Source organism: Brevibacillus sp. FW301-21C12A, from assembly GCF_058788915.1.
Map to the genome: position 1 here is coordinate 143,794 of NZ_JBYTBG010000003.1, position 19,574 is coordinate 163,367.

16 protein-coding genes are annotated in these 19,574 nt (G+C 56.5%); 13 read left to right on the top strand and 3 right to left on the bottom strand.

What is annotated here, in order from left to right:
- Both AC3WQH_RS03520 and AC3WQH_RS03525 read right to left on the bottom strand, forming a co-directional pair.
- Positions 1-225, bottom strand: coding sequence for a spore germination protein GerPB (locus AC3WQH_RS03520; RefSeq protein ID WP_005833415.1), 225 nt, complete (start codon positions 223-225; stop codon positions 1-3).
- A complete protein-coding gene (locus AC3WQH_RS03525) occupies positions 222-482 on the bottom strand; it encodes a spore germination protein (RefSeq protein ID WP_005833413.1) in 261 nt (86 codons plus the stop codon). The genes AC3WQH_RS03520 and AC3WQH_RS03525 overlap by 4 nt, the downstream gene beginning before the upstream one ends.
- A gap of 161 nt (positions 483-643) precedes the next feature.
- On the opposite strand from AC3WQH_RS03525, the gene AC3WQH_RS03530 reads away from it, so the two are divergent.
- The gene (locus tag AC3WQH_RS03530; RefSeq protein WP_005833411.1) at positions 644-841 is read left to right on the top strand and encodes a spore germination protein GerPD; all 198 of its coding nucleotides are present in this window, start codon (positions 644-646) and stop codon (positions 839-841) included.
- Between the two features lie 9 nt (positions 842-850).
- Here the strand turns inward: AC3WQH_RS03530 and shc are convergent, their stop codons facing one another.
- Complete coding sequence (gene shc / locus AC3WQH_RS03535) at positions 851-2,752, bottom strand: squalene--hopene cyclase (protein WP_429782174.1); 1,902 nt, start codon at positions 2,750-2,752, stop codon at positions 851-853.
- A 312-nt stretch (positions 2,753-3,064) separates the two neighbouring features.
- Here shc and AC3WQH_RS03540 point away from each other — a divergent pair, with 312 nt between their 5' ends.
- From AC3WQH_RS03540 to AC3WQH_RS03595, 12 genes are all read left to right on the top strand, one after another.
- Positions 3,065-4,027 (top strand): DUF2515 family protein, encoded by a 963-nt coding sequence (locus AC3WQH_RS03540; RefSeq protein ID WP_492331910.1) that lies wholly within the window; start codon positions 3,065-3,067, stop codon positions 4,025-4,027.
- A 97-nt stretch (positions 4,028-4,124) separates the two neighbouring features.
- Positions 4,125-6,305 carry a DNA topoisomerase III gene (locus AC3WQH_RS03545; protein WP_007784264.1) on the top strand — a complete coding sequence of 727 codons (2,181 nt, stop codon included), beginning with the start codon at positions 4,125-4,127 and terminating at the stop codon, positions 6,303-6,305.
- Between the two features lie 115 nt (positions 6,306-6,420).
- On the top strand, positions 6,421-7,086 hold the full coding sequence (locus tag AC3WQH_RS03550) for a PspA/IM30 family protein (protein ID WP_005833405.1): 666 nt from the start codon (positions 6,421-6,423) through the stop codon (positions 7,084-7,086).
- Positions 7,087-7,205: 119 nt separating this feature from the next.
- Positions 7,206-7,610 carry a DUF350 domain-containing protein gene (locus AC3WQH_RS03555; RefSeq protein ID WP_025845009.1) on the top strand — a complete coding sequence of 135 codons (405 nt, stop codon included), beginning with the start codon at positions 7,206-7,208 and terminating at the stop codon, positions 7,608-7,610.
- A gap of 27 nt (positions 7,611-7,637) precedes the next feature.
- On the top strand, positions 7,638-8,144 hold the full coding sequence (locus AC3WQH_RS03560) for a DUF4178 domain-containing protein (RefSeq protein ID WP_005833401.1): 507 nt from the start codon (positions 7,638-7,640) through the stop codon (positions 8,142-8,144).
- A 12-nt stretch (positions 8,145-8,156) separates the two neighbouring features.
- Complete coding sequence (locus AC3WQH_RS03565) at positions 8,157-8,936, top strand: DUF4247 domain-containing protein (RefSeq protein WP_005833399.1); 780 nt, start codon at positions 8,157-8,159, stop codon at positions 8,934-8,936.
- Between the two features lie 404 nt (positions 8,937-9,340).
- Positions 9,341-9,985: a DUF4912 domain-containing protein gene (locus AC3WQH_RS03570; RefSeq protein WP_429779426.1), complete on the top strand. Its 645-nt coding sequence runs from the start codon at positions 9,341-9,343 to the stop codon at positions 9,983-9,985.
- Positions 9,986-9,999: 14 nt separating this feature from the next.
- On the top strand, positions 10,000-12,852 hold the full coding sequence (locus AC3WQH_RS03575; protein WP_290426288.1) for a 1,4-alpha-glucan branching protein domain-containing protein: 2,853 nt from the start codon (positions 10,000-10,002) through the stop codon (positions 12,850-12,852).
- 49 nt (positions 12,853-12,901) lie between these two features.
- Positions 12,902-15,277, top strand: coding sequence for a sugar phosphate nucleotidyltransferase (locus AC3WQH_RS03580; RefSeq protein WP_429775763.1), 2,376 nt, complete (start codon positions 12,902-12,904; stop codon positions 15,275-15,277).
- A 49-nt stretch (positions 15,278-15,326) separates the two neighbouring features.
- Entirely contained in the window at positions 15,327-17,288 is a 1,962-nt protein-coding gene (locus AC3WQH_RS03585) for a glycoside hydrolase family 15 protein (RefSeq protein ID WP_005833391.1), read from the top strand.
- An 11-nt stretch (positions 17,289-17,299) separates the two neighbouring features.
- Complete coding sequence (locus AC3WQH_RS03590) at positions 17,300-18,730, top strand: phosphoglucomutase/phosphomannomutase family protein (RefSeq protein ID WP_283857937.1); 1,431 nt, start codon at positions 17,300-17,302, stop codon at positions 18,728-18,730.
- 155 nt (positions 18,731-18,885) lie between these two features.
- Complete coding sequence (locus tag AC3WQH_RS03595) at positions 18,886-19,527, top strand: serine/threonine-protein kinase (RefSeq protein ID WP_005833387.1); 642 nt, start codon at positions 18,886-18,888, stop codon at positions 19,525-19,527.
- Positions 19,528-19,574: the final 47 nt, after the last annotated feature.

A 19,574-nucleotide genomic window follows, 5' to 3' on the forward strand; every position in this document is an offset into this window, starting at 1 on the left:
TTAGAGGGAAGGCGAAACCAAAGGCACAAGCGGAATGAACTCCTCTGACGAAGTCTCGGGCAATGGCCCCGCAGGGGGAGCCGGCTCTGTGAATCCGCCTGTGTTGTACATTTGGGATAACGGTTTAATCATACCTGCACTGCCAATTTGGCAAACCGACGAGTTGGTGATGCCATCAATTTTCAAGTTGTGGATGACGATGTTTTGATGAACGAAAAAGTTCATGAAAAATCCCGTCCCTTTGCCGCCGGATCGCTTGTATCCTCTACAAAGATCGGCAGCTCGTTGCCCGCTGTCTCATTGACGTAGACGACGCTGCGGGGAATCTTGAACGAAAGATTCGTTCCGGAGTTGAACGATCCGCCGCCAGCAAAAGTTTTGGAGTAGCTGACAGGCGAGATTTTGCGGACGTCTCCGACATTGAAGACGCCGCTTATGCTGTTTACGTTGATGACTCCAACAATAGCTGGCAGCTTCGACACATCCCCTCGGAAGAGTCCTTTTTGTATTGTATGTGTGACGGCACTGGGTGTTCATACCTGTTTTTCGCGCTTTTGCGGTTCGCACCGGGCAGCGTGGGCATACGATACATCAGCGACAGGCAGAAGAGTTTTGCGAGGATGGAAAAAGGAGGGGAAACGCGATGAACATGAAGGTCAACAACAAAAAAATCGCCGTGGGAGAAATCAAGATGGGCGGCGTGCAGCAGTCATCGCTCGTGCTGATCGGGGACGCGGACGTCATCAGTTGCTCGTCGGTTTTTGACACGGCAGACGACTCGCTCATTTTCAGCAAAGACGTTCCGATCCGGCCGACCACACCAACGAGACGAGGCGACTGATCGCCTCGTCTAGCTTGCGGACGCGTATTTGCTCTGGTAGTGGCTAAGGGCGAGCAGCGGCCAAATCCAGCGATAGCTGTGATAGGCAAAATAAGTGCCGCCGGGGCGTCCGCCGCCCGTCGGATAAGCGGTGGTCCAGTCTGCCGCCTGGCTTTGCCTGGATAAATAGTCGATGCCGCGTTCAATAGCCGGAGTCGGCCGGGGATGTACGGCGATCAGGGCATCGAGCGCCCATGCCGTTTGCGATGGCGTGCTGGCGCCGAGGGGGACGTACGTTTTTTGCTCGTCGCTGTGGCACGATTCGCCCCAGCCGCCGTCGGCATTTTGCTGTCGCGTCAGCCAGTCGACCGCTTTCTGGACCGCCGGATGAGCGGGGGAGACGCCGACTGCCATCAGCCCGGTGAGCGCCGCCCACGTCCCGTACAAATAGGCGATGCCCCATCTGCCGTACCAGGAGCCGTCTGCTTCCTGGCGGGCGAGCAGCCAGCGAACCGCCTTCTGGACAGGCGCGTCGTTCTCTTTGTACCCGGCGTAACGGCCGAGAAACTCCAATGTTCTTCCGGTCAAATCGGCCGAGGACGGGTCGGTGCTGACCGTGTCTGCGCCTTCGATCGGCAGGCTGGAAATGAGCGGGGAGTCCGTGTTTTTTTCGAAGGCAGGCCAGCCGCCATCGTCGTTTTGCATGGACAACAGCCAATCCAGCCCGCGCTTCCAGGCGGCAGCGGTTGCTTTATCCAGGCGGGACTGGCTGCGCAGAGCGCGCAAGGCCGCTGTCGTGTCGTCGATATCCGGATTCATCGTATTGTAGTCCGAAAAGCCCCAGCCGCCAGGAACCCCTCCCGGATTGCGAATTTTCCAGTCTCCGTACGTATGTTGCTGTTTTTTGAGCAAATAGCGGTTCGCCCGCTGGATGGCAGGGTGGCTTGCGGGCAGGCCGCTTTGCTGCAAGGCGTGCGACAGCAGCGCCGTGTCCCAGACGGCAGAGGTCGCCAGTTGCAAGTGCGCGCCTTCCGCCGTTTGGCAGACCGAATCGCGCAAACCTGACATCGCTTTTGCGATCAGCGGATCACGCAAAGAGTAGCCGCGGGCGAGCAAGGCAAAAATCATGAAAAACGTCGAGGTCGAGTAGTTGTACAGCGTCCCGTCTGCCTCCACGCGCGCGAGGATAAACTGCTCCAATCTGCGCAAGGATAGCTCGTGCAGCAGGCCGGGTAAAAACGGCAAGCGCAACACGTACTCGTGGATAGAGGACAAAAAGCTTTGTCCGTCCCGCGTGAAGCGCTCCAGCAGCCGATGGGGATAGACGCCGGGAGCGATGGAAGGGTTCACATACAAATCGGACAGATCGGGGGTATCCGCCGTCACGTTGACGTATTTGCGGTCAGCGACAATCATCATCGGCGCCAGATGCACACGGGCGTACCCGACAAAATCGTAAAAGCTGATCGGAGAGCTAGGAGGCAAGAGCGCAATTTCTACAGGCACGAGAAAATGAGCGGGCCACTTGTACTGCCCCGCCAAGGCAGCGGCAAACTTCGTCAGCAGGTTCGCCTCGCTCAAGCCGCCTTTGCCGCGAATAAACGCGCGAGCGCGAGCCATCCGCGGCTCCTTTTTTTCATAGCGACGCGAGAGCAGTAGCGCATAGTAGCAATCTACAGTCGTCGAGAGATTTCCCTCGGCCTCGTCCGGGTACAGCTTCCATGCGCCATTTTCTTGCTGAAGGGCGGTGATCCGCGCAGTCAGCCCGTCAATGAGCCGCTCATCATCAATCCCGAGCGTCCGCAATAAGATAATCATGTGGGCGTCTGTCGTCGGAGAGCTTTCCAGACAGAAGCGCCAGGAGCCGTCCTGCTGTTGGCTGTGCAGGACAACAGACTGAATCCGGCTGATTTCTTCGCGTACTTCGCGCAACGAAAACCACCTCCATGTAGAAAACCTGGCTGCGCCAAGCCTTTGGCGCAGCCTTCGTTGCCCTTATACTGGATAAGAATTTTATCCATTCTTATCTGTACAAAAAATGCGTTCGCCAGGCAGGAGGGATCTGTATGGGATGGTCATGGCATGCGAATCCGGCTCTATGGCCGCTCGCACGCGAGCTAGCGAAAGCAAGAAGCGAGGCAGGCAGCCAACTCCCTCGTCACAACAGAACAGGACACGATCGCCGAAATCAGGCGCAAGACAGCAGCGAGCAACGCCGACAACCTGGACCGAACGAGCGCCTATTTGACTTTTTTTCACAAGCATCCGGAAGTTCACTGGTCCCTTTTGGCGCACCTCGTATCGCGCAACGCCGGCTGGAGCATGACCGATCTTCGCGGCGAGCTATTGCTGCAGTTGCTTCCCGCAAAAGTACAGCACGACTATTTTGCGTTTTTGGAGCGGGGCAACTGGCTGATTTTTCAAGATGCGTACCCTCAATTATTACTGTATGAGGAGAGCCTGAAGCGACAGACCAACCTTTTTCACCTTCTTCCCGAGTTGGAAGTCTCTGTGTTCATGCAGGCTGTCTGGAACCATTTCTGGAAAACAGGCGACAGCAAGCTGCTTTCGATCGGCCTGATTGTGAACGAACAGCATTATTTGCAGACGCACATGATGGGCGACGAAGCCTATCAGACTACTGTGGTGAAGACACTGCCGTTTGCTTTGCAGGAGGTACTGCGGCTCAATCTGATCCTGTTTCCGTACCGGGCGGCGGGCCAGGAGGACGGAGCATTGCGGCTTGCAGGCGAACCTGTTTTTCATTTTGCTTCCTTGGCAGAGCGCATCGAGCTGGGGAAAAGACTGTACAGCCTGCTGTTTTGCGACAACGAGATCAAGGAAGGCGCAATAGCGTGGGCCAGCCACAAGCCGCATACCGGCTCCCGCAAAGACTTTTGGCCGCATCTGTTCCACGACTTGCGCGAGACGGCACCCGGCAAGCCGTACCAGAAAAAACTGGCGAGCTGCCAGCTTTTGCCGGGCGCCCGGCGGTTGTATTCCCCCGCCCTGCGGCAAGCCTGGAAGCCAGTCCGGCACGAGCCGCCGACGGCAGTGGATTGGTACCCGGCCACAAAAGGCGTCGTGCACAAGCTCGTTTTGTCACGGGACCAGTCGACTTTTTCCCGGGCAGAGGACGCGTACTGCCAGGCGCCGGAAAAAATCGAGCGGGCGGTGCTGGCAAAAGCGAAGCTGCTTGGCTCGTAACAGCGGCGCCTGATAAGCTGTTGCCAATTTTTTCAGCTTCGCTTGCCGAATGTAGTAAAATAGGAAGAGAGATTACACACGTAGGAGAAGAGCAGGCATGAAAGTTGTCATAGCAGAAAAACCGGACCAGGCCATGAAGCTTGCCAGTCCGTTTCCCCATAGAAAACAACAAGGCTTCCTCGAAGTGCACCCCAATCGGTTTTTTCCCAAGGGGGCCTTTTTTACCTGGGCGGTCGGGCACATCTGTGAGCTGGTGCCGCCAGAGGCGTACAACCCGGCGTGGAAAAAATGGTCGATCGCCACGTTGCCGCTCATCCCCGAGTCGTTTCAGCATCAGGTGATGAAGTCAAAGGCAAAGCAGTTTGGCATCATCAAACAGTTGCTGAAACGCGCGGACGTCACGGAAATTATTCACGCGGGCGACGCGGGGCGGGAAGGGGAGCTGATTGTCCGCACCATCGTCGAAATGTGCAAAGTGAAGAAGCCGATGAAGCGGCTGTGGATTTCTTCGCTGACGGAGCGCGCCGTTACCGCAGGGTTTGCCGCTTTGCTCGACGAGACGCAGACGCGCAATCTGTACCACGAGGCGTACAGCCGCTCTTGCGCAGACTGGCTGGTCGGGATGAATGCTTCCCGCGTCTACACGCTGCTGTTGAAGCAGAAAGGGATCAACGACGTGTTTTCCGCAGGCCGGGTGCAGACGCCGACGCTCGCGCTGGTCGTCAAGCGGGAAAAGGAGATCGCCGCCTTCAAGCCCGAGCCGTTCTGGGAGGTCAAGGCGACGTTTGCGATCGGCAAGAAGCGCTACGAAGGCGTCTGGCACAAGGACGACGGGGAATCGCGCATTCTCGACCCGCAGCTCGCGGAGCGAATCGCCGCTTTTTGCCGGGACAAGCCGGCAGAGGTGAGCGAGGTGGAGACGGAGCGCAAAGAATTTTTGCCGCCGTACCTGTTCAACCTCTCCTCGCTGCAGGCCACCGCGAACAAAATGTTCAAGTTCTCGCCGCAAAAGACGCTGGAAATCGCACAAAAGCTGTACGTGAAAGGGATTTTGTCGTACCCGCGCTCCGATTCGTCGTTTGTCACGCAAGAAGAGGCGAAGACGTTTCCCGACATTTTGGCGAAGCTGTCCAAGCAGCCTGAGTACCAGTCGCACTTTCCGCTGTCCAAAGCGTCCATCGCCCAGGACAAGCGGTACGTGAACCAAAAAAAGGTGACCGATCACTATGCGATCATTCCCACCGAGCAGGTGCCGACCGTCTCCAGGCTGAGCGACGAGGAGCGGAAAATATACGACCTGGTCGCCAGACGCCTGATCGCCGCGCACCAGGAGAGCGCGCTGTTCGACTACACGACGGTGACGACGCTCGTCGATGGCCGCGCCGTGTTCATCAGCAAAGGAAAGGTGCAAATTCGCGCAGGCTGGCGCGATGTTTTGTTCGACGAGGAAAAGGACGACAAGGAAGCGGTGCTGCCGCCGCTCGCCAAAGGCGAGACGGGCAAAGTGCACAAGGTAGAGGCCAAGGAGAGCAAGACCCAGCCGCCCAAGCGCTACACGGAAGGCCAGTTGATTACATTGATGAAGACAGCGGGCAAGCATCTCGACAACCAGGAGCTGGAAAAGGTGCTGATGAAAACGGAAGGGCTGGGCACGGAAGCGACCCGCGCCGGGATCATCAACATGCTCAAAGAGCGCAAGTACATCGAGGTGCGCAAAAACCAGGTGTTTGCGACGCAAAAGGGCATGCTGCTCATTGACGTGATCGGCGACAAAATTCTCGCCTCCCCGGAAATGACGGCAAGATGGGAGCAGCGCCTCCAGGAGATCGGGCAGGGAGAAGCCTCCGCACAAGTTTTCATGGAACAAGTGCGCAAGCTCTCGCATAAAATCGTCGAAGATGCCGTCGAGCAGTCGCGCGAGTGGAAACTGGAAGGCTACGACGTCGAGGCGCTGCCCAAATCGAAGCAGGCGACGAAGTTTTCGCTCGGCTCCAAAGTGGCGACCTGCCGGGCATGCGGCGGGGATTTCGTGGACAAGGGCGATTTTTACGGGTGCGCCAACTACAAAAAGTCGCAGTGCACCGTGACCGTATCGAAGACGATCATGAGCAAAAAGATCACGCCCGCTGCCGTGAAAAAGCTGATGGAGACGGGCAAGACGAATCTCATCAAAGGCTTTGCCAAAGGAAAAGAGCGCTTCGACGCCTATTTGCAATGGGACGAAGCGGACAAAAAGGCGAAAATCAGCGTGCCGTCGTTGGCAGAAAAAAGCTCTTGAAAAAGAAATCCGCATCATTTTGAAACTTGCTTGCGTAAGTAACGTAGATACATGTATAAAGGGTGCGGCGAAACTGGGCCGAATTACCCGGCACGTACTGAAGGAGGAACGAACCATGTCCATTTTTAAACGGCTTCGCGATTTGACCATGTCCAACCTGTATGCCCTGATTGAAAAAGCAGAAGATCCGATCAAAATGACCGATCAATATTTGCGCGATATGCAAGACGACCTGAATGAAGCAGAAAAAGCGGTCGCTGCCCAGATCGCCCTGGAGAAAAAGTTCAAGGTGCTGTATGAAGAGCAGGAAGCGCTGGTGAAAAAGCGCGATGAGCAGGCACACGTAGCTGCGCAAGCGAAAAATATCGACTTGGCCCGCCGCGCACTGGAAGAGAAGAAAGCGGCTGAACAAAAAATGGCCGAATACAAGGAAGCTTACGAGAAAAACAAGCTGGCGGCAGACGGACTGCGCGACAAGCTGGCGGAAATGAAAAAACAGATTACCGAGCTGAAAAACAAGCGCGAGACGCTCGTCGCCCGCGTGAATGCGGCGAAAGCCCAGAAGACGATCAACCAGACGATGGCCGGATTCGACAGCAACTCGGCGATGGCGGGCTTAAAGCGCATGGAAGAAAAAGCGCTGCAAATGGAAGCGGAGGCAGAAGCAAGCGGGGAGCTGTACAAAAAGCAAAGCTCGCTCGACGACGAAATCGCGAAACTGTCCAAAGACCAGCAGGTGGAAGACGAGCTGGCCGCGCTGTTGAAAAAATACGAGGGGTAAACCGCTTGGGCGGTGCCCCTTTTTCCTTGAGGAAATCGAAATGACAACGAAAAGGCTTCGTCCAAAACAGGTGGCGAAGCCGAGCTTTCTCAACTCTTTTGGGCTACGGGGGGATCGACGTGGATTTGCAGCAAATACTGGGGATGCTGGTCTGGACGGGTGCTGGCGGCATTCTGCTGTTTTTGTTGATGTGGATTGACACGCTGTTCACAAAATACAAGGACATCGCCGAAATCAAAAAAGGCAACGTGGCTGTCACAACCCGCTTTGTGATGAAGCTGTTTGCCCAAGGGTATATTTTGTCGCAGTCAATTCTCAATTCGAACGATCTGTGGATCGCGCTGTTGGTATCTGTGGTCTCATTTATCATCTTGCTGTTGTTGGAGAAAATCGCCGAGCTGTTGTTGAAAACCTTTACCGGACTTGACCTGGAGCGCGGAACCCAGCAAGGCATGGTAGGACACGCCATGGTGGCGGGATCGCTGCACGTGGTAGGGGCGCTCATTCTCGGCGCATTGGTCTAGGGAAGGCTAAGGAAGGAGTAGGACCAGATGAGTTTGTTCAAACGCATTCAAAACTTATTTGCCAAGCATGAGCCGCCTGCGCCGGAAAAGAGCATCCTGACAGTAGGACCCGGTGACGTGGTGGAAGTCTCGCTTGTTACCTACCAGGTCACGGGTAAGTCGACCAATGCGAGCCGCAACGCGACGATGCTGACTTTGCAGGATGGAACGACCATCCGCTACTTATACATCGAAGAACGCGAAAAAACGATTTTTCAGCTTTACAGCGTCATCGACGGCCGCCTCGATTCGGTTGACGAGGTGCCGACCACGATTGAAATGGACGATGTGACGTACCATCTGGAGGAGCAGTACAACGGAAGAGTCCAGGTGGTTGGCAAAGCGCCGTTCCATACGTCCGGCGAGCAGTACATCTGGCAGTTTCAATCCGATGGCCGCGAGCTGCTGCGGATCGAATGGCAGGATGGAAGATTCATGCTGTACGAAGGAGAGGCGGTATTGCCAGCGGATGTGCAGGTACTTCGCGGAACGTAAGGAGGGGTGGGCATGCCGAACGATTGGATGAAATGGATCAAGCTTTTGCTGATTCCGGCGGTGCTTCTGCTGTCAATGGCCGGCTGCGGCAGCCCCGCGATTGGCGAGAGCTATCCGCTCGAATCCGTCTCCACAAAAGATAACGGGCAGACGTCGCGCATTTACCGCGCTGAAAACAAGACGGTGCCTGAGGTAGCGAAGGAGCTTGCTGAACAGAAGCAGCCGGACGAGATTTCCAAAGAAGATGCAGAGCACATGTTCCTCATCTACCCTGACGAGCTGTACCATTTGCAGCAAGATCAGGCGAAGCCGTCCGACACGCTGATTGAGGTCGATACGAAGGAGTACGTCCGGGAAAACTACGATTCGTCCTTTTTACAGGGCTACATCCTGGCCAGCGTCCTCGACGACCTGTTCGATGGACATAAAAAAAGCTCGAAGGGCAGCTATCGCGGTTATTCGAGCAAGGACATTTACAAGCCGACAGGCAGCTACCACGTGCCGTCCGAGGCGGAGAAAAAGGCTGCGCCGCCGATCACGAAGGAAGGCACGGGCAGCATTACAAAGCGCAGCGACAGCAAGAAGAAGAGCAGCGCTAAAGTCGGCCAGGACGGCAACCTGTTCAAAAAGCAGGATACGTCGTCTAGCGGGAGCACAGGCAAAATTATTCGCTCGTCCGACAGCAACTCGTCCGTTTCCTCGAAAAAATCCTCGGTTTTTACCAAGCCGAAAAGCAAGTCGCCTCCGCGCACGAAGGTAGGAAGCTCCGGCAGAATTACGAAACGCAGATAAGCGCAAGACCAACCCGCTGACAAGGCGGGTTTTTTGCGTGCCTGAACAAGCGGCAGCCCTGCCTTAAAAAAAATTCGCTTGTTCCAACAATGTTTTGTAATCAATTTTTCATAAAGCAAAGCATGGAAGCTCTGTTGCCTTTGTAAGATGTAGAGTACACGAAAAACCGGGGAAAGAAAGCGAGGCAGCCTTCGACTTGTGAAAGCGATTTCCAAAGCTGCTTTCTCGACTTTTGTTTGGCAGTGACGAAAACATGATTGTTTATCGACAAAAGAAGAAGGGATGTGCGTCCAACATTCGACAGCCTTTGTTAACAGCTTTCGCTATGATGACATTGTGAATATATAAAGACGACATGCAAGTGGATAGCGGAAGGGAAACTTGGCGGAAAGGAGCGCATCACGATGCTGGAAAAAATTCTCGAATTGCGTGCACAATCCAAATCCATCGCACAAATTGCCAAAGAATGCGGGTTGACCATAGGCCAGGTAAAATATCGTCTGCAAAAAGACAGGGCGAAGGTGGAGCGTGTGTCGTCGGAGAATCGACAGACGCCTTCGCGGCCATCCCTACGAGACGGGGATTGGCAGCTTCCGGCCTTTTACGGGCGGGATATCGTCAAAGTAATGGCGCAAGGTCCGACCGTACTGTTCGTCTACTGGGAAATCACCTGGCCACGAATGAGAATGGTGGCATCGTACTTACGGGCAGATTTTCGCCATATTCAAAAGGGATTGCGCTTGTACGACGTGACGGAGCACCTGTTCGATGGCCAAAATGCCCATTCTGTCAGAGACATCCTGGTGAACGAGGATGCGCACTCCTGGTACGTGTACGACGTGTTGCCAGGGCGGACGTATATCATGGACTTCGGTTTATTTGAGCATGGCCGCTTTTGTCCGATTTTGCGCTCGGATGTGGTCGTGACTCCGCGAAATACAAAAGCTGCCTGGGGAGAGCCGTTGGTGGAGCCTGCACCCGATCCTTCAACACCTGCCTGGTTTGAGAACTTTTCCTCGTATTCCCTCTATTCGAAAACATCCAAATAAGTGAGGTGTCCACTGTGCATAACGGTTATCTCTCCCTCGTGCTGCACGCCCACATGCCTTACGTACGGCACGGGGACCGGGACGATCGCCTGGAAGAGCGCTGGATGTACGAAGCCATGCTGGAATGCTACATCCCGCTGCTCATGGTATTCGACAAGCTTCTCTCGGACAAAATCGCTTTTCGCATGACGCTTGCCTTGTCTCCTACCTTGCTGTCGATGCTCGACGACGAGCTTATCGTGACGCGGTTTCGCGCGCATCTCGCCAAAACGGTGGAGCTGGCAGGCAAAGAAGTAAAGCGTGCGGCGAACAACCCGCAAGAACAGCGCATCGCCAAAATGTACCTGGAACGGTTTCGCGGGATCGCCTCGTTTTGCAGCAAGCTGGATTACCGGCTCGTCGAAGGCTTCAAGCGGGTCGCCGACAGCGGCTGCCTGGAGTTGATTACATGCGCGGCGACACACGCGTTTCTGCCTTTTGTAGAAACCGAAGAAGCGATTTTGGCGCAGCTTCGGGTAGGGATCGACACCCACGAACGAATCCTGGGCAGGCGCCCGCGCGGAATCTGGCTGCCGGAGTGCGGCTATACGCCAGGGCTGGATCGGCTGCTGAAAGAGGTAGGGCTGCACTACTTTTTCGTCGACTCCCACACGATTGAGCACGCAACGCCCCAACCGAGAAGAGGCGTGCTCGCCCCGCTCGGCACTGGCCATGACGTGGTGGCATTCGCCAGGGATGAAGTTGCTTCCAGCCAGGTGTGGAGCTCCTCCAACGGCTATCCCGGCGACTACGATTACCGGGAATATTACCGGGATATTGGCTTCGACAGGGATATGGACTACATCGAGCCGTACATCCACCCTGCCGGCATCCGCATACATACCGGGTTGAAATACCACCGGATCACGGGACCCCATGGGGAAAAGCAGTTGTATCAGCCGGACTGGGCGCGGGAAAAGGCCGCTTCGCATGCAGGCCACTTCCTGTACCACCGGGAGCGCCAGGTCGAAGCGGCGGCAGCGTGGATGGACCGCAAGCCGCTGGTCGTCGCCACGTACGACGCCGAGCTGTTCGGGCATTGGTGGTACGAGGGGCCGCAGTTTCTGGACTATTTGCTGCGCAAGACCGCGTGCGATTCGCAAACGGTGAAGCTGATTACCCCGTCGGAGTACCTCGCGGAGTACCCCGAGCAAGACCGCGGATTTTTGCCGATGTCGACCTGGGGACGCAACGGCTACGGGGAAGTGTGGCTGAATGAAAAAAACGGCTGGATTTATCGGCATCTGCATCAGGCGGAGCGCGACTTGATTGAGGCCGTGACCGCTTTTTACGAGAACGGCGGGCAGGAGCCAGAGCACGACGAGCTTGCCAGCCGCGCCTTGCGCCAGGCGGCCAGAGAGCTGATGCTGGCACAAAGCAGCGACTGGGCGTTCATCCTGGATGGGCAAACCGTCGTCGAATACGCGGTGCGCCGGACCCACGATCACCTGGCGGGCATGCGCGAGTTGCTCGCGATGCTTCGCGAAAACAGACTGGACATAGAGAAAATTGCCCAGATGGAGACTGCTTTCCCGATTTTTCCCCACATGGATGAGACGTACTATTTGCCTAAACAAACGCATAGAGTGAACGTATCGCGTCAGCTAGTAGCGGCAAGCAAAGGGCCGGAGCCGGCCGGAGTCGTCCTGATGCTGGCCTGGGAATTTCCGCCGCACGTGGTGGGCGGGCTCGGCCGCGCCGTCTACGATCTCGCCCGGCATCTGGTGCGCCAGGGCCTTGAGGTGCACGTGCTGACCCGGGCATCGGATTGGAGCGTGGCGGAGGAAGTCATGGATGGTGTCCACGTACACCGTTTGCCGACGTACATTCCCGCAGAGCAAGAAGACTTTCTGTCATGGGTGTTCCAGCTTAACCTGGCGATGGCAGATGCCACCGAACGCTTGTGGAATAGCGGCGTGCGGCCTGACATCATTCACGCCCATGACTGGCTGGTCGGCTGGGCCGCCATGGAAATCAGGGAGCGCTACTCGCTGCCGCTCATCAGCACGATCCACGCCCTGGAGCACGGGCGGCACCAAGGGATTCACACGCCGTTTCAGGAGCGGATTCACGAGAGCGAGCGAACACTTGCCCACGCTTCGGATCGGGTCATTGTTTGCAGCCACTACATGGCAGAGGAAGTGCGGCGGCTGTTCGGCATCCCCGAGTCGAAGCTGCGCGTCATATACAACGGTGTCGATCTGGCTCCGCCGCCAGCATTCGACAAAGGCAAGCTGCGCGAAGAGCTGTCGATTGGCGACGGGCCCGTCCTCTTTTTTGTCGGGCGTCTGGTGCAGGAAAAAGGAGTCCACCTTCTGCTCGAAGCGATGGCCAGACTGCGCTACGAGTTCGGCCACGCCACGCTGCTCATTGCGGGCAAAGGGCCGATGCAAGGGCAGTGGCAGCGGCGCGCAGAAGAGATGGGCATAGCGGACCGCGTGAAGTTTCTCGGCTTTGTCGACGACGCACGGCGTGACCAACTGTTTTTGCTGGCTGATCTCGCGGTTTTCCCCAGTCTGTATGAGCCATTTGGCATCGTGGCTCTGGAAGCGATGGCGCTGGGAGTGCCGGTTTTGGTGGCCGATACGGGCGGGCTTCGCGAAATCGTCCGGCACGGAGAAAACGGAGCGACGATGTACGCGGGAAATCCGGATTCGCTCACCGATCAGCTTCGCTGGCTTTTACAGGACCCGGAAAAACGGCGTCAGATGGCGCAAACAGCGCAAAACGACGTCTTGCACCATTACAACTGGACGGCTTTGGCGACCCAGACCATAGAGGAGTACCGATCGCTTGGCGTAAACCGTCTGGCGCTATCGGAGAAATAAGCACAAACAGCGCATGCTCGCAACGATGATGAAGGAGGAAGGAAAAAAGATGAAGGCAGTAATTATGGCTGGTGGTAAAGGTACACGTCTACGTCCGTTAACGTCCCATACTCCAAAACCAATGGTGCCACTCTTGAACCGGCCGTGCATGGAGTACACGATCGATCTGTTGAAAAAGCACGGAATTACAGAGATTGCAGTCACGCTCCAGTACCTGCCTGATGTCATCCGCGATACGTTTGGCGATGGTTCGCGCTACGGTGTTTCCCTCGTGTACTTTGAAGAGACGACGCCGCTCGGAACGGCGGGCAGCGTGAAAAACTGCGCCGATTTTCTCGATGAACGGTTTCTCGTCATCAGCGGGGATACGCTCACAGACATTGATCTGACGGCGGCGATTCGCTTTCATGAGCAGAATGACGCCCTGGCTACGCTGATTCTCACCCGTGTGGAGACGCCGCTGGAGTTCGGCGTCGTCATGACGGACGAACGCGGGCGGATCACCCGTTTCCTGGAAAAGCCAAGCTGGGCGGAAGTGTTCAGCGATACGGTCAACACCGGGATGTACGTCTGCGAGCCGGAAGTGCTGTCTTATATAGAAGAAAAAAAAGAAGTCGATTTCAGCAAAGAAATTTTTCCGTACTTTTTACAGGAGCAAAAACCGCTCTACGGCTACGAAGCGAGCGGGTACTGGTCGGATATCGGCTCTCTGGAAGTATATCGCCAGGCACAGTTTGACCTGCTGGACGGCCGTGTCAACCTGGAGATCAAAGCCCAGGAAATTGCCCCGCGCATTTTTCTGGAAAATCACGTCCGTGTCGACTCTTCCGTGCGGCTGGAGGGGCCGGTTTATATAAGTGAAAATGTACACCTGCAGGCGGGAGTGGAGGTCGGGCCTTATACCGTGCTCGGAGACAACACCGTCGTCTCCTCGGGAAGCAAGCTGTCGCGAGCGATCTTCTGGGAGAACAACGTCATCGGGAAAAAGACGGAAATCACCGGGACCACACTCTGCCGCAATGTCCGCATTGCCGATTGCGTGCAGACAGGAGACGGTGCGGTCATCGGCGACAATTGCCTGATCGGCGCGAAATCCGTCGTGAAGGCAGGCGTCAAGATTTGGCCGGACAAGGAAGTGGGAGAAAGCGCGATCGTGACGACTTCTCTCATCTACGGCATGAAGCAGACGAAAAATTTGTTCGGAAACAGCGGGATCAAAGGCATCGGCAATATAGACATCACGCCGGAGTTCGTGACGCGGCTCGCTGCCGCATATGCCTATTTGCAAAAGCCCGGCAGCAAAATCGCGCTGTCTGCGTGCTCGCATCCTTTTGCCCAGTTGCTCAAGCACAGCATCATGACGAGCTTGTGCTCCTCGGGCATTGACACGGTGGATCTCGGCGTTGGCAACTCCCCGCTCATCCGCTACGGCGTCCGCTCGCTCGCGTGCATCGGCGGCATCCATGTATTCATGAATGAAAACGGAGACGAAAAAGAGATCGTCCTCCAGTTCATCGACCAGAAAGGGTTGCCGATCTCGCGCGACATGGAGCGGAAAATCGAAAATGCCTACTGGCAGGAGACGTATGTGCGCAACCTGCACCATTTGGGCGAACTGCACGTCGAGCATCAGGTCCAGGAAGCTTACTTGCGCGCCTTGGCCGAGCAGCTTGATGTGCCATCCATCCAGCGCCAGCGTTTTCACCTGTTGATCGACAGCGAAACGCGGTTTTTCCCGACTTTTCTCGCCCCGCTGCTTCACGATCTGGGCGTGACGGTCACGTATGGAGCGATCCAGGACGGCATCAGCAAAAAGAAAGCCGATCTCGGCATACGCCTGGACAAAAACGGAGAAGCGTTCGCCTTGTTCACCGAGGAAGGCGCGAAGCTGTCGACGGAGCAACTGCTGGCCTTGCAGCTTTTGGCTTGCAGCGGTCGCCACAAGCGGATCGGCTTGCCAGTCAGCGCGCCAGCCGAGCTGGAGCACCTCGCCGGGCTGCTGCAAATCGAGGTCGTGCGGACGAAAGTAGCGCCGCGCGCGATGATGGAGGTAGCGTCCGACGAGCGTTTCCATCCGCTGTTTGACGCGGTGTACAGCCTGATGAGCATTCTGTCCTACCTAGCCCAGGAGGAAAAGCCGCTCAGCGTGCTGCTGGAGCTTCTGCCTGCGTGCCATATGGAGCGCAAAACGGTCTTTTGCCCATGGGGAGCGAAAGGCAAAGTGATGCGCAAAGTGCTGGAGGAAAACAAAGGCAAGCTGCTTGAACTCGTGGACGGAATCAAGGTTTACGATACGAACGGCTGGGTGCTGATTTTGCCTGACTCGGAAGATTCGCACGTCAGAGTCATTTCGCAAGGAGCGACGGCAGAAACGGCGGCAACGCTCGCCTCCTCCTACGCCAGACGGATTGCGGAGTATCAATGAGGAAAAAGAGAATCGACAGCCTGAGTACGGGAAGGAAGGATGTGAAGGCATGCCGAGACCGCTCGTCGTCGGGAACGGGAAACTTTTGATTAATTTTGACGACAGGCTGCACATGCGCGATCTTTACTATCCGTATGTAGGCCAACTGAATCATGTCGGCGGACATTTCAGTAAGCTGGGAATCTGGGTACAGGGACGGTTCTCCTGGCTCGATGAGGATGGCTGGAAGCGGCAGCTTGGCTATGACCGGGAGTCGCTGGTGACAGATGTTCATGCCCATCATGAGCATCTGGCCGTCTCCTTGCAGATGGCAGATGGCGTGCACCAGCGCGATCCGATTTATTTGAAAAAAGTGTGCGTCCGCAATCATGCCAGCGAGGCGCGGGAGATCCGGCTGTTTTTCAACCACGACTTCAGCCTGAACGAGACGGAGGTCGGGGACACCGCCGTGTACGACCCGATTCTCTCCACTGTCTATCACTACAAACGCAACGTGTACATGATGGCCAACGGCAAAACACCGGAAGGCGGAATCGACCAGTTCAGCGTCGGCATCAAGCGGTTCAACTATGCGGAAGGAACGTGGCGCGACGCGGAAGATGGGCTGCTCGCCGGCAATCCGATCGCGCAAGGCTCTGTGGACAGCACGATTTCGTTTCGCTTGCTGCTGCAGCCGCACGAGGAAAAAACGATGTACTACTGGCTGTGCGTCGGGGATTCGTACGACGCCGTGAGAACGCTGAACCAGTACGTGCTGGACAACGACCCGGATCGGCTGCTGGGCCGGGTAGCCGTGTACTGGCGGCGCTGGGTGAACAAGGAAGAGCGGGATTTCGCCGACCTTCCCCCGGAGGTCGTCCATCTGTACAAGACCAGCTTGCTTCTCGTGCGGACGCAGATCGACCAGAACGGAGCGATTCTCGCCGCGAACGACTCCGACATCCTCCAGTTTAACCGCGACCACTACAGCTACATGTGGCCGCGGGACGGGGCGCTGATCGCCAGCGCCATGGCGAAGGCCGGCTACACGGGAACGGTCGCTCCGTTTTTTACGTTTTGCGCGCAAGCCTTGAACGAAGACGGCTATTTGCAGCACAAATACAACCCGGACGGCTCTGTCGGCTCCAGTTGGCATCCGTACGTCGTAGACGGCGAAGTCCAGCTCCCGATTCAGGAGGATGAGACGGCTTTGGTGCTGTACGCCCTTTGGGAGCAGTACAAGAGCGGCAAGCAGATTGAAGACTGCCAGGCGCTGTATGCGACACTCGTTCGCCCGGCTGCCCGCTTTTTGCTGGAATACGTTCACCCGACCCTGGAGCTGCCGAAGCCGAGCTATGACTTGTGGGAGGAGCGGCGCGGCATCTTCACGTTCACGAGCGCCACGGTGTACGCGGGCTTGATGGCTGCGGCGCGGTTTGCGCAACTGTTCGGCGACGACCGCCGCCACAAGCGCTACGAGGACGGGGCGAAAAGCATTCGCGCCGCTATGGAAAAGCATTTGTACGACCCGGGGATCGGCCGGTTTTTGCGCGGCATTTACTTGCGCCCGGACGGAGGCGTGGAAAAAGACTTTACGGTGGAAAGCAGCCTGTACGCGCTGTTTGCCCTCGAAGTGTTCCCGGTGGACGATCCGCGCGTGCAGCGCACGATGGAGGCTGTGAAAAAGAGCCTGCGGGTCGACACGGAAGTAGGCGGCTTCGCCCGCTACCAGGGCGACTACTACTTCAAAAAGTCGCACGATATTGCCAGAGTGCCGGGAAACCCGTGGATCATCTGCACGCTATGGGTGGCGGATTGGGAGATCGCCAAGGCAAAATCGCTCGAAGAATTGCAAGAGCCGAAAAACAGGCTTCTGTGGGTCGTGCGCCATTCGCTGCAAAGCGGCGTGCTGTCCGAGCAGCTTGACCCGTATTCGGGTGCTCCCGTATCGGTTGCGCCTTTGACCTGGTCTCATGCTACGTTCGTAGCTACTGTTCTGCGTTATTTGGAAAAAGTGAATGAGTTGCGCTAACGAGGGGAGAGATGGAGATGACCGCAATCCGTTTCGGTACGGACGGCTGGCGCGACATCGTGGCGGACGGCTTTACGATGGAAAATGTCCGCATAGTCGCGCAAGCTATCGCCAGCTATACAAAAGAAATCGGCCAACAGGAGCAGCCGATTTTGGTCGGGCACGACACGCGTTTTCTCGGTCGGCGATTCGCCGAGGAAATCGTCAGCGTGCTGGCCGCGAACCAGATACGCTCTTACCTGGTCAATGAGGCGGCCCCTACGCCTGCTGTCGCTTTCGGGGTCAAGCATTTTGCCGCCAGCGGAGCGATCATGGTCACCGCCAGCCACAATCCGCCTGAGTACAACGGCATCAAATACATTCCCGAGTACGCAGGTCCGGCGACGCCGGAAATTACCGCCCGGCTGGAAGCTTGGATCAGCGAGATCGCATCCGCCAAAGAGGTGCCGACGGTTTCTTTGGCAGATGCGACCCGCGACAGGCTGCTGCAAGTGATCGTGCTGCGGCCCCATTACGAGGCGCATCTGCGGCGCATCGTCAACATGGACATTTTGCGCGGGTCGTCCCTGCACGTGGTGGTGGATGCGATGCACGGGGCAGGCAAGGGGTATGTCAGCTCGCTTTTGGTAGAAGCCGGGGTGAAGACGATCGGCATCCGGGAGACGCCAGACGCGGCTTTCGGCGGGGATTTGCCTGAGCCAAATGACAAGCATCTCGGCTTGCTGAAAAAAGAAGTGCTGGAACGCAAGGCGACACTCGGGCTTGCCAATGACGGCGACGCTGACCGCTTCGGCGTCGTGGATCGGTTTGGACAATACATTCCGCCAAACGATGTGCTCGTCCTGTTGACCTATCACCTGGTGAAAAACCGCAAGCTGACCGGGCGCATCGTGCGCACGGTAGCGACCACGCATTTGCTCGACCATATGGCAGAGCGCTACGGGCTGGAACTGGTGGAGACGCCTGTCGGCTTCAAATACATCGGGGAACAAATGCGCAAGGGAGACGTCCTGATCGGCGGCGAGGAGAGCGGAGGCGCGAGCATTCTCGGCCATATCCCTGAAAAAGACGGGGTGCTGATTAATCTGCTGCTCGCAGAGCTGGTCGCCTATGAAAACAAGGAGATCGACCAGATTTTGCGCGATGTGTACGATCAGTTCGGCGAGCTGTTCCATACGCGCATCGACATGCGGCTTGCGGAAAAAGACAAGTGGATTTCGCAGATGGTGACCACGCCGCCGGAACGGATCGGTCCGTACGCGGTGCAAGGGATCAACCGGATGGACGGGATCAAGCTGCTTTTGGAAGAAGGGCACTGGGTGCTCATCCGTCCTTCGGGCACGGAGCCGCTGGTGCGCATCTACTGCGAGGCGACGAATGCGACTTCGCTTTCCAAGCTGCAAGAAGCGATTCGGGACTGGTTTTCGGAAATCAATGTATGAGCCAATAGCAAGGAAGAGCGGGCACATAGCTGCCTCGTTCTTCTTTTTGCGTTTTCGGCCGCTTGGGAGTTTTTTTGCTTACGGGGTTTTTAAAAAAAATTCATTTTGCTAGAATCAACATAAAGAAGCCGGTATGGAATGAAAGATGGGGACCTATGCGCATTGACCGAGAAGTGTTGCAAGCTTTTTTGAAAGAAGTAAAGATAGAAAGCCAGTCGCCTGACGATCCGGTCGTCGCCCTGCACATCCCCTATCCGTGGGAGTTGGTCGGCACCGGCAACTACGCCGCCGTCTTTGCCCATCCCGATTATCCGCGTGTGGTCATCAAGCTGTACGCCCCAGGCAGACCAGGCTGGGAGCAGGAGATCGAGGTGTACAAAAAGCTCGGGGAGACGCGCTCGTTCCCGATGATGTACGACTATGGCGAAGGCTATCTGGTCATTAAACGAATCAACGGCATTTCTTTGTTTGACTGCGCTCGTTTTGGCATCCCCATCCCGCCTCAGGTGATCGAGGACGTGGAGCGGGCACTGAAGGAAGCGCGCGAAAAGGGGCTGTTTCCGCACGACGTCCACGGCAAAAACGTGCTGATGGACCAGGGGCGGGGGTACCTCATTGACGTCTCGGACTACTACAAGAACGTTCCGGACAGCAAATGGCGGGATTTGCGCAAGGCGTACTACAAGATATACCTTCCGTTTTTGAAGGACCGTGGCTGGAAAATTCCGTTGTGGGTGCTCAACGGGGTGCGCAAAGGGTATCGGCTGTACAAAAAGGCGAGGCGCTTGTTCACGTGAGCGCACTCTGGTAAAATGAGCATTTGACATTGTGTTTTCATGGCTGG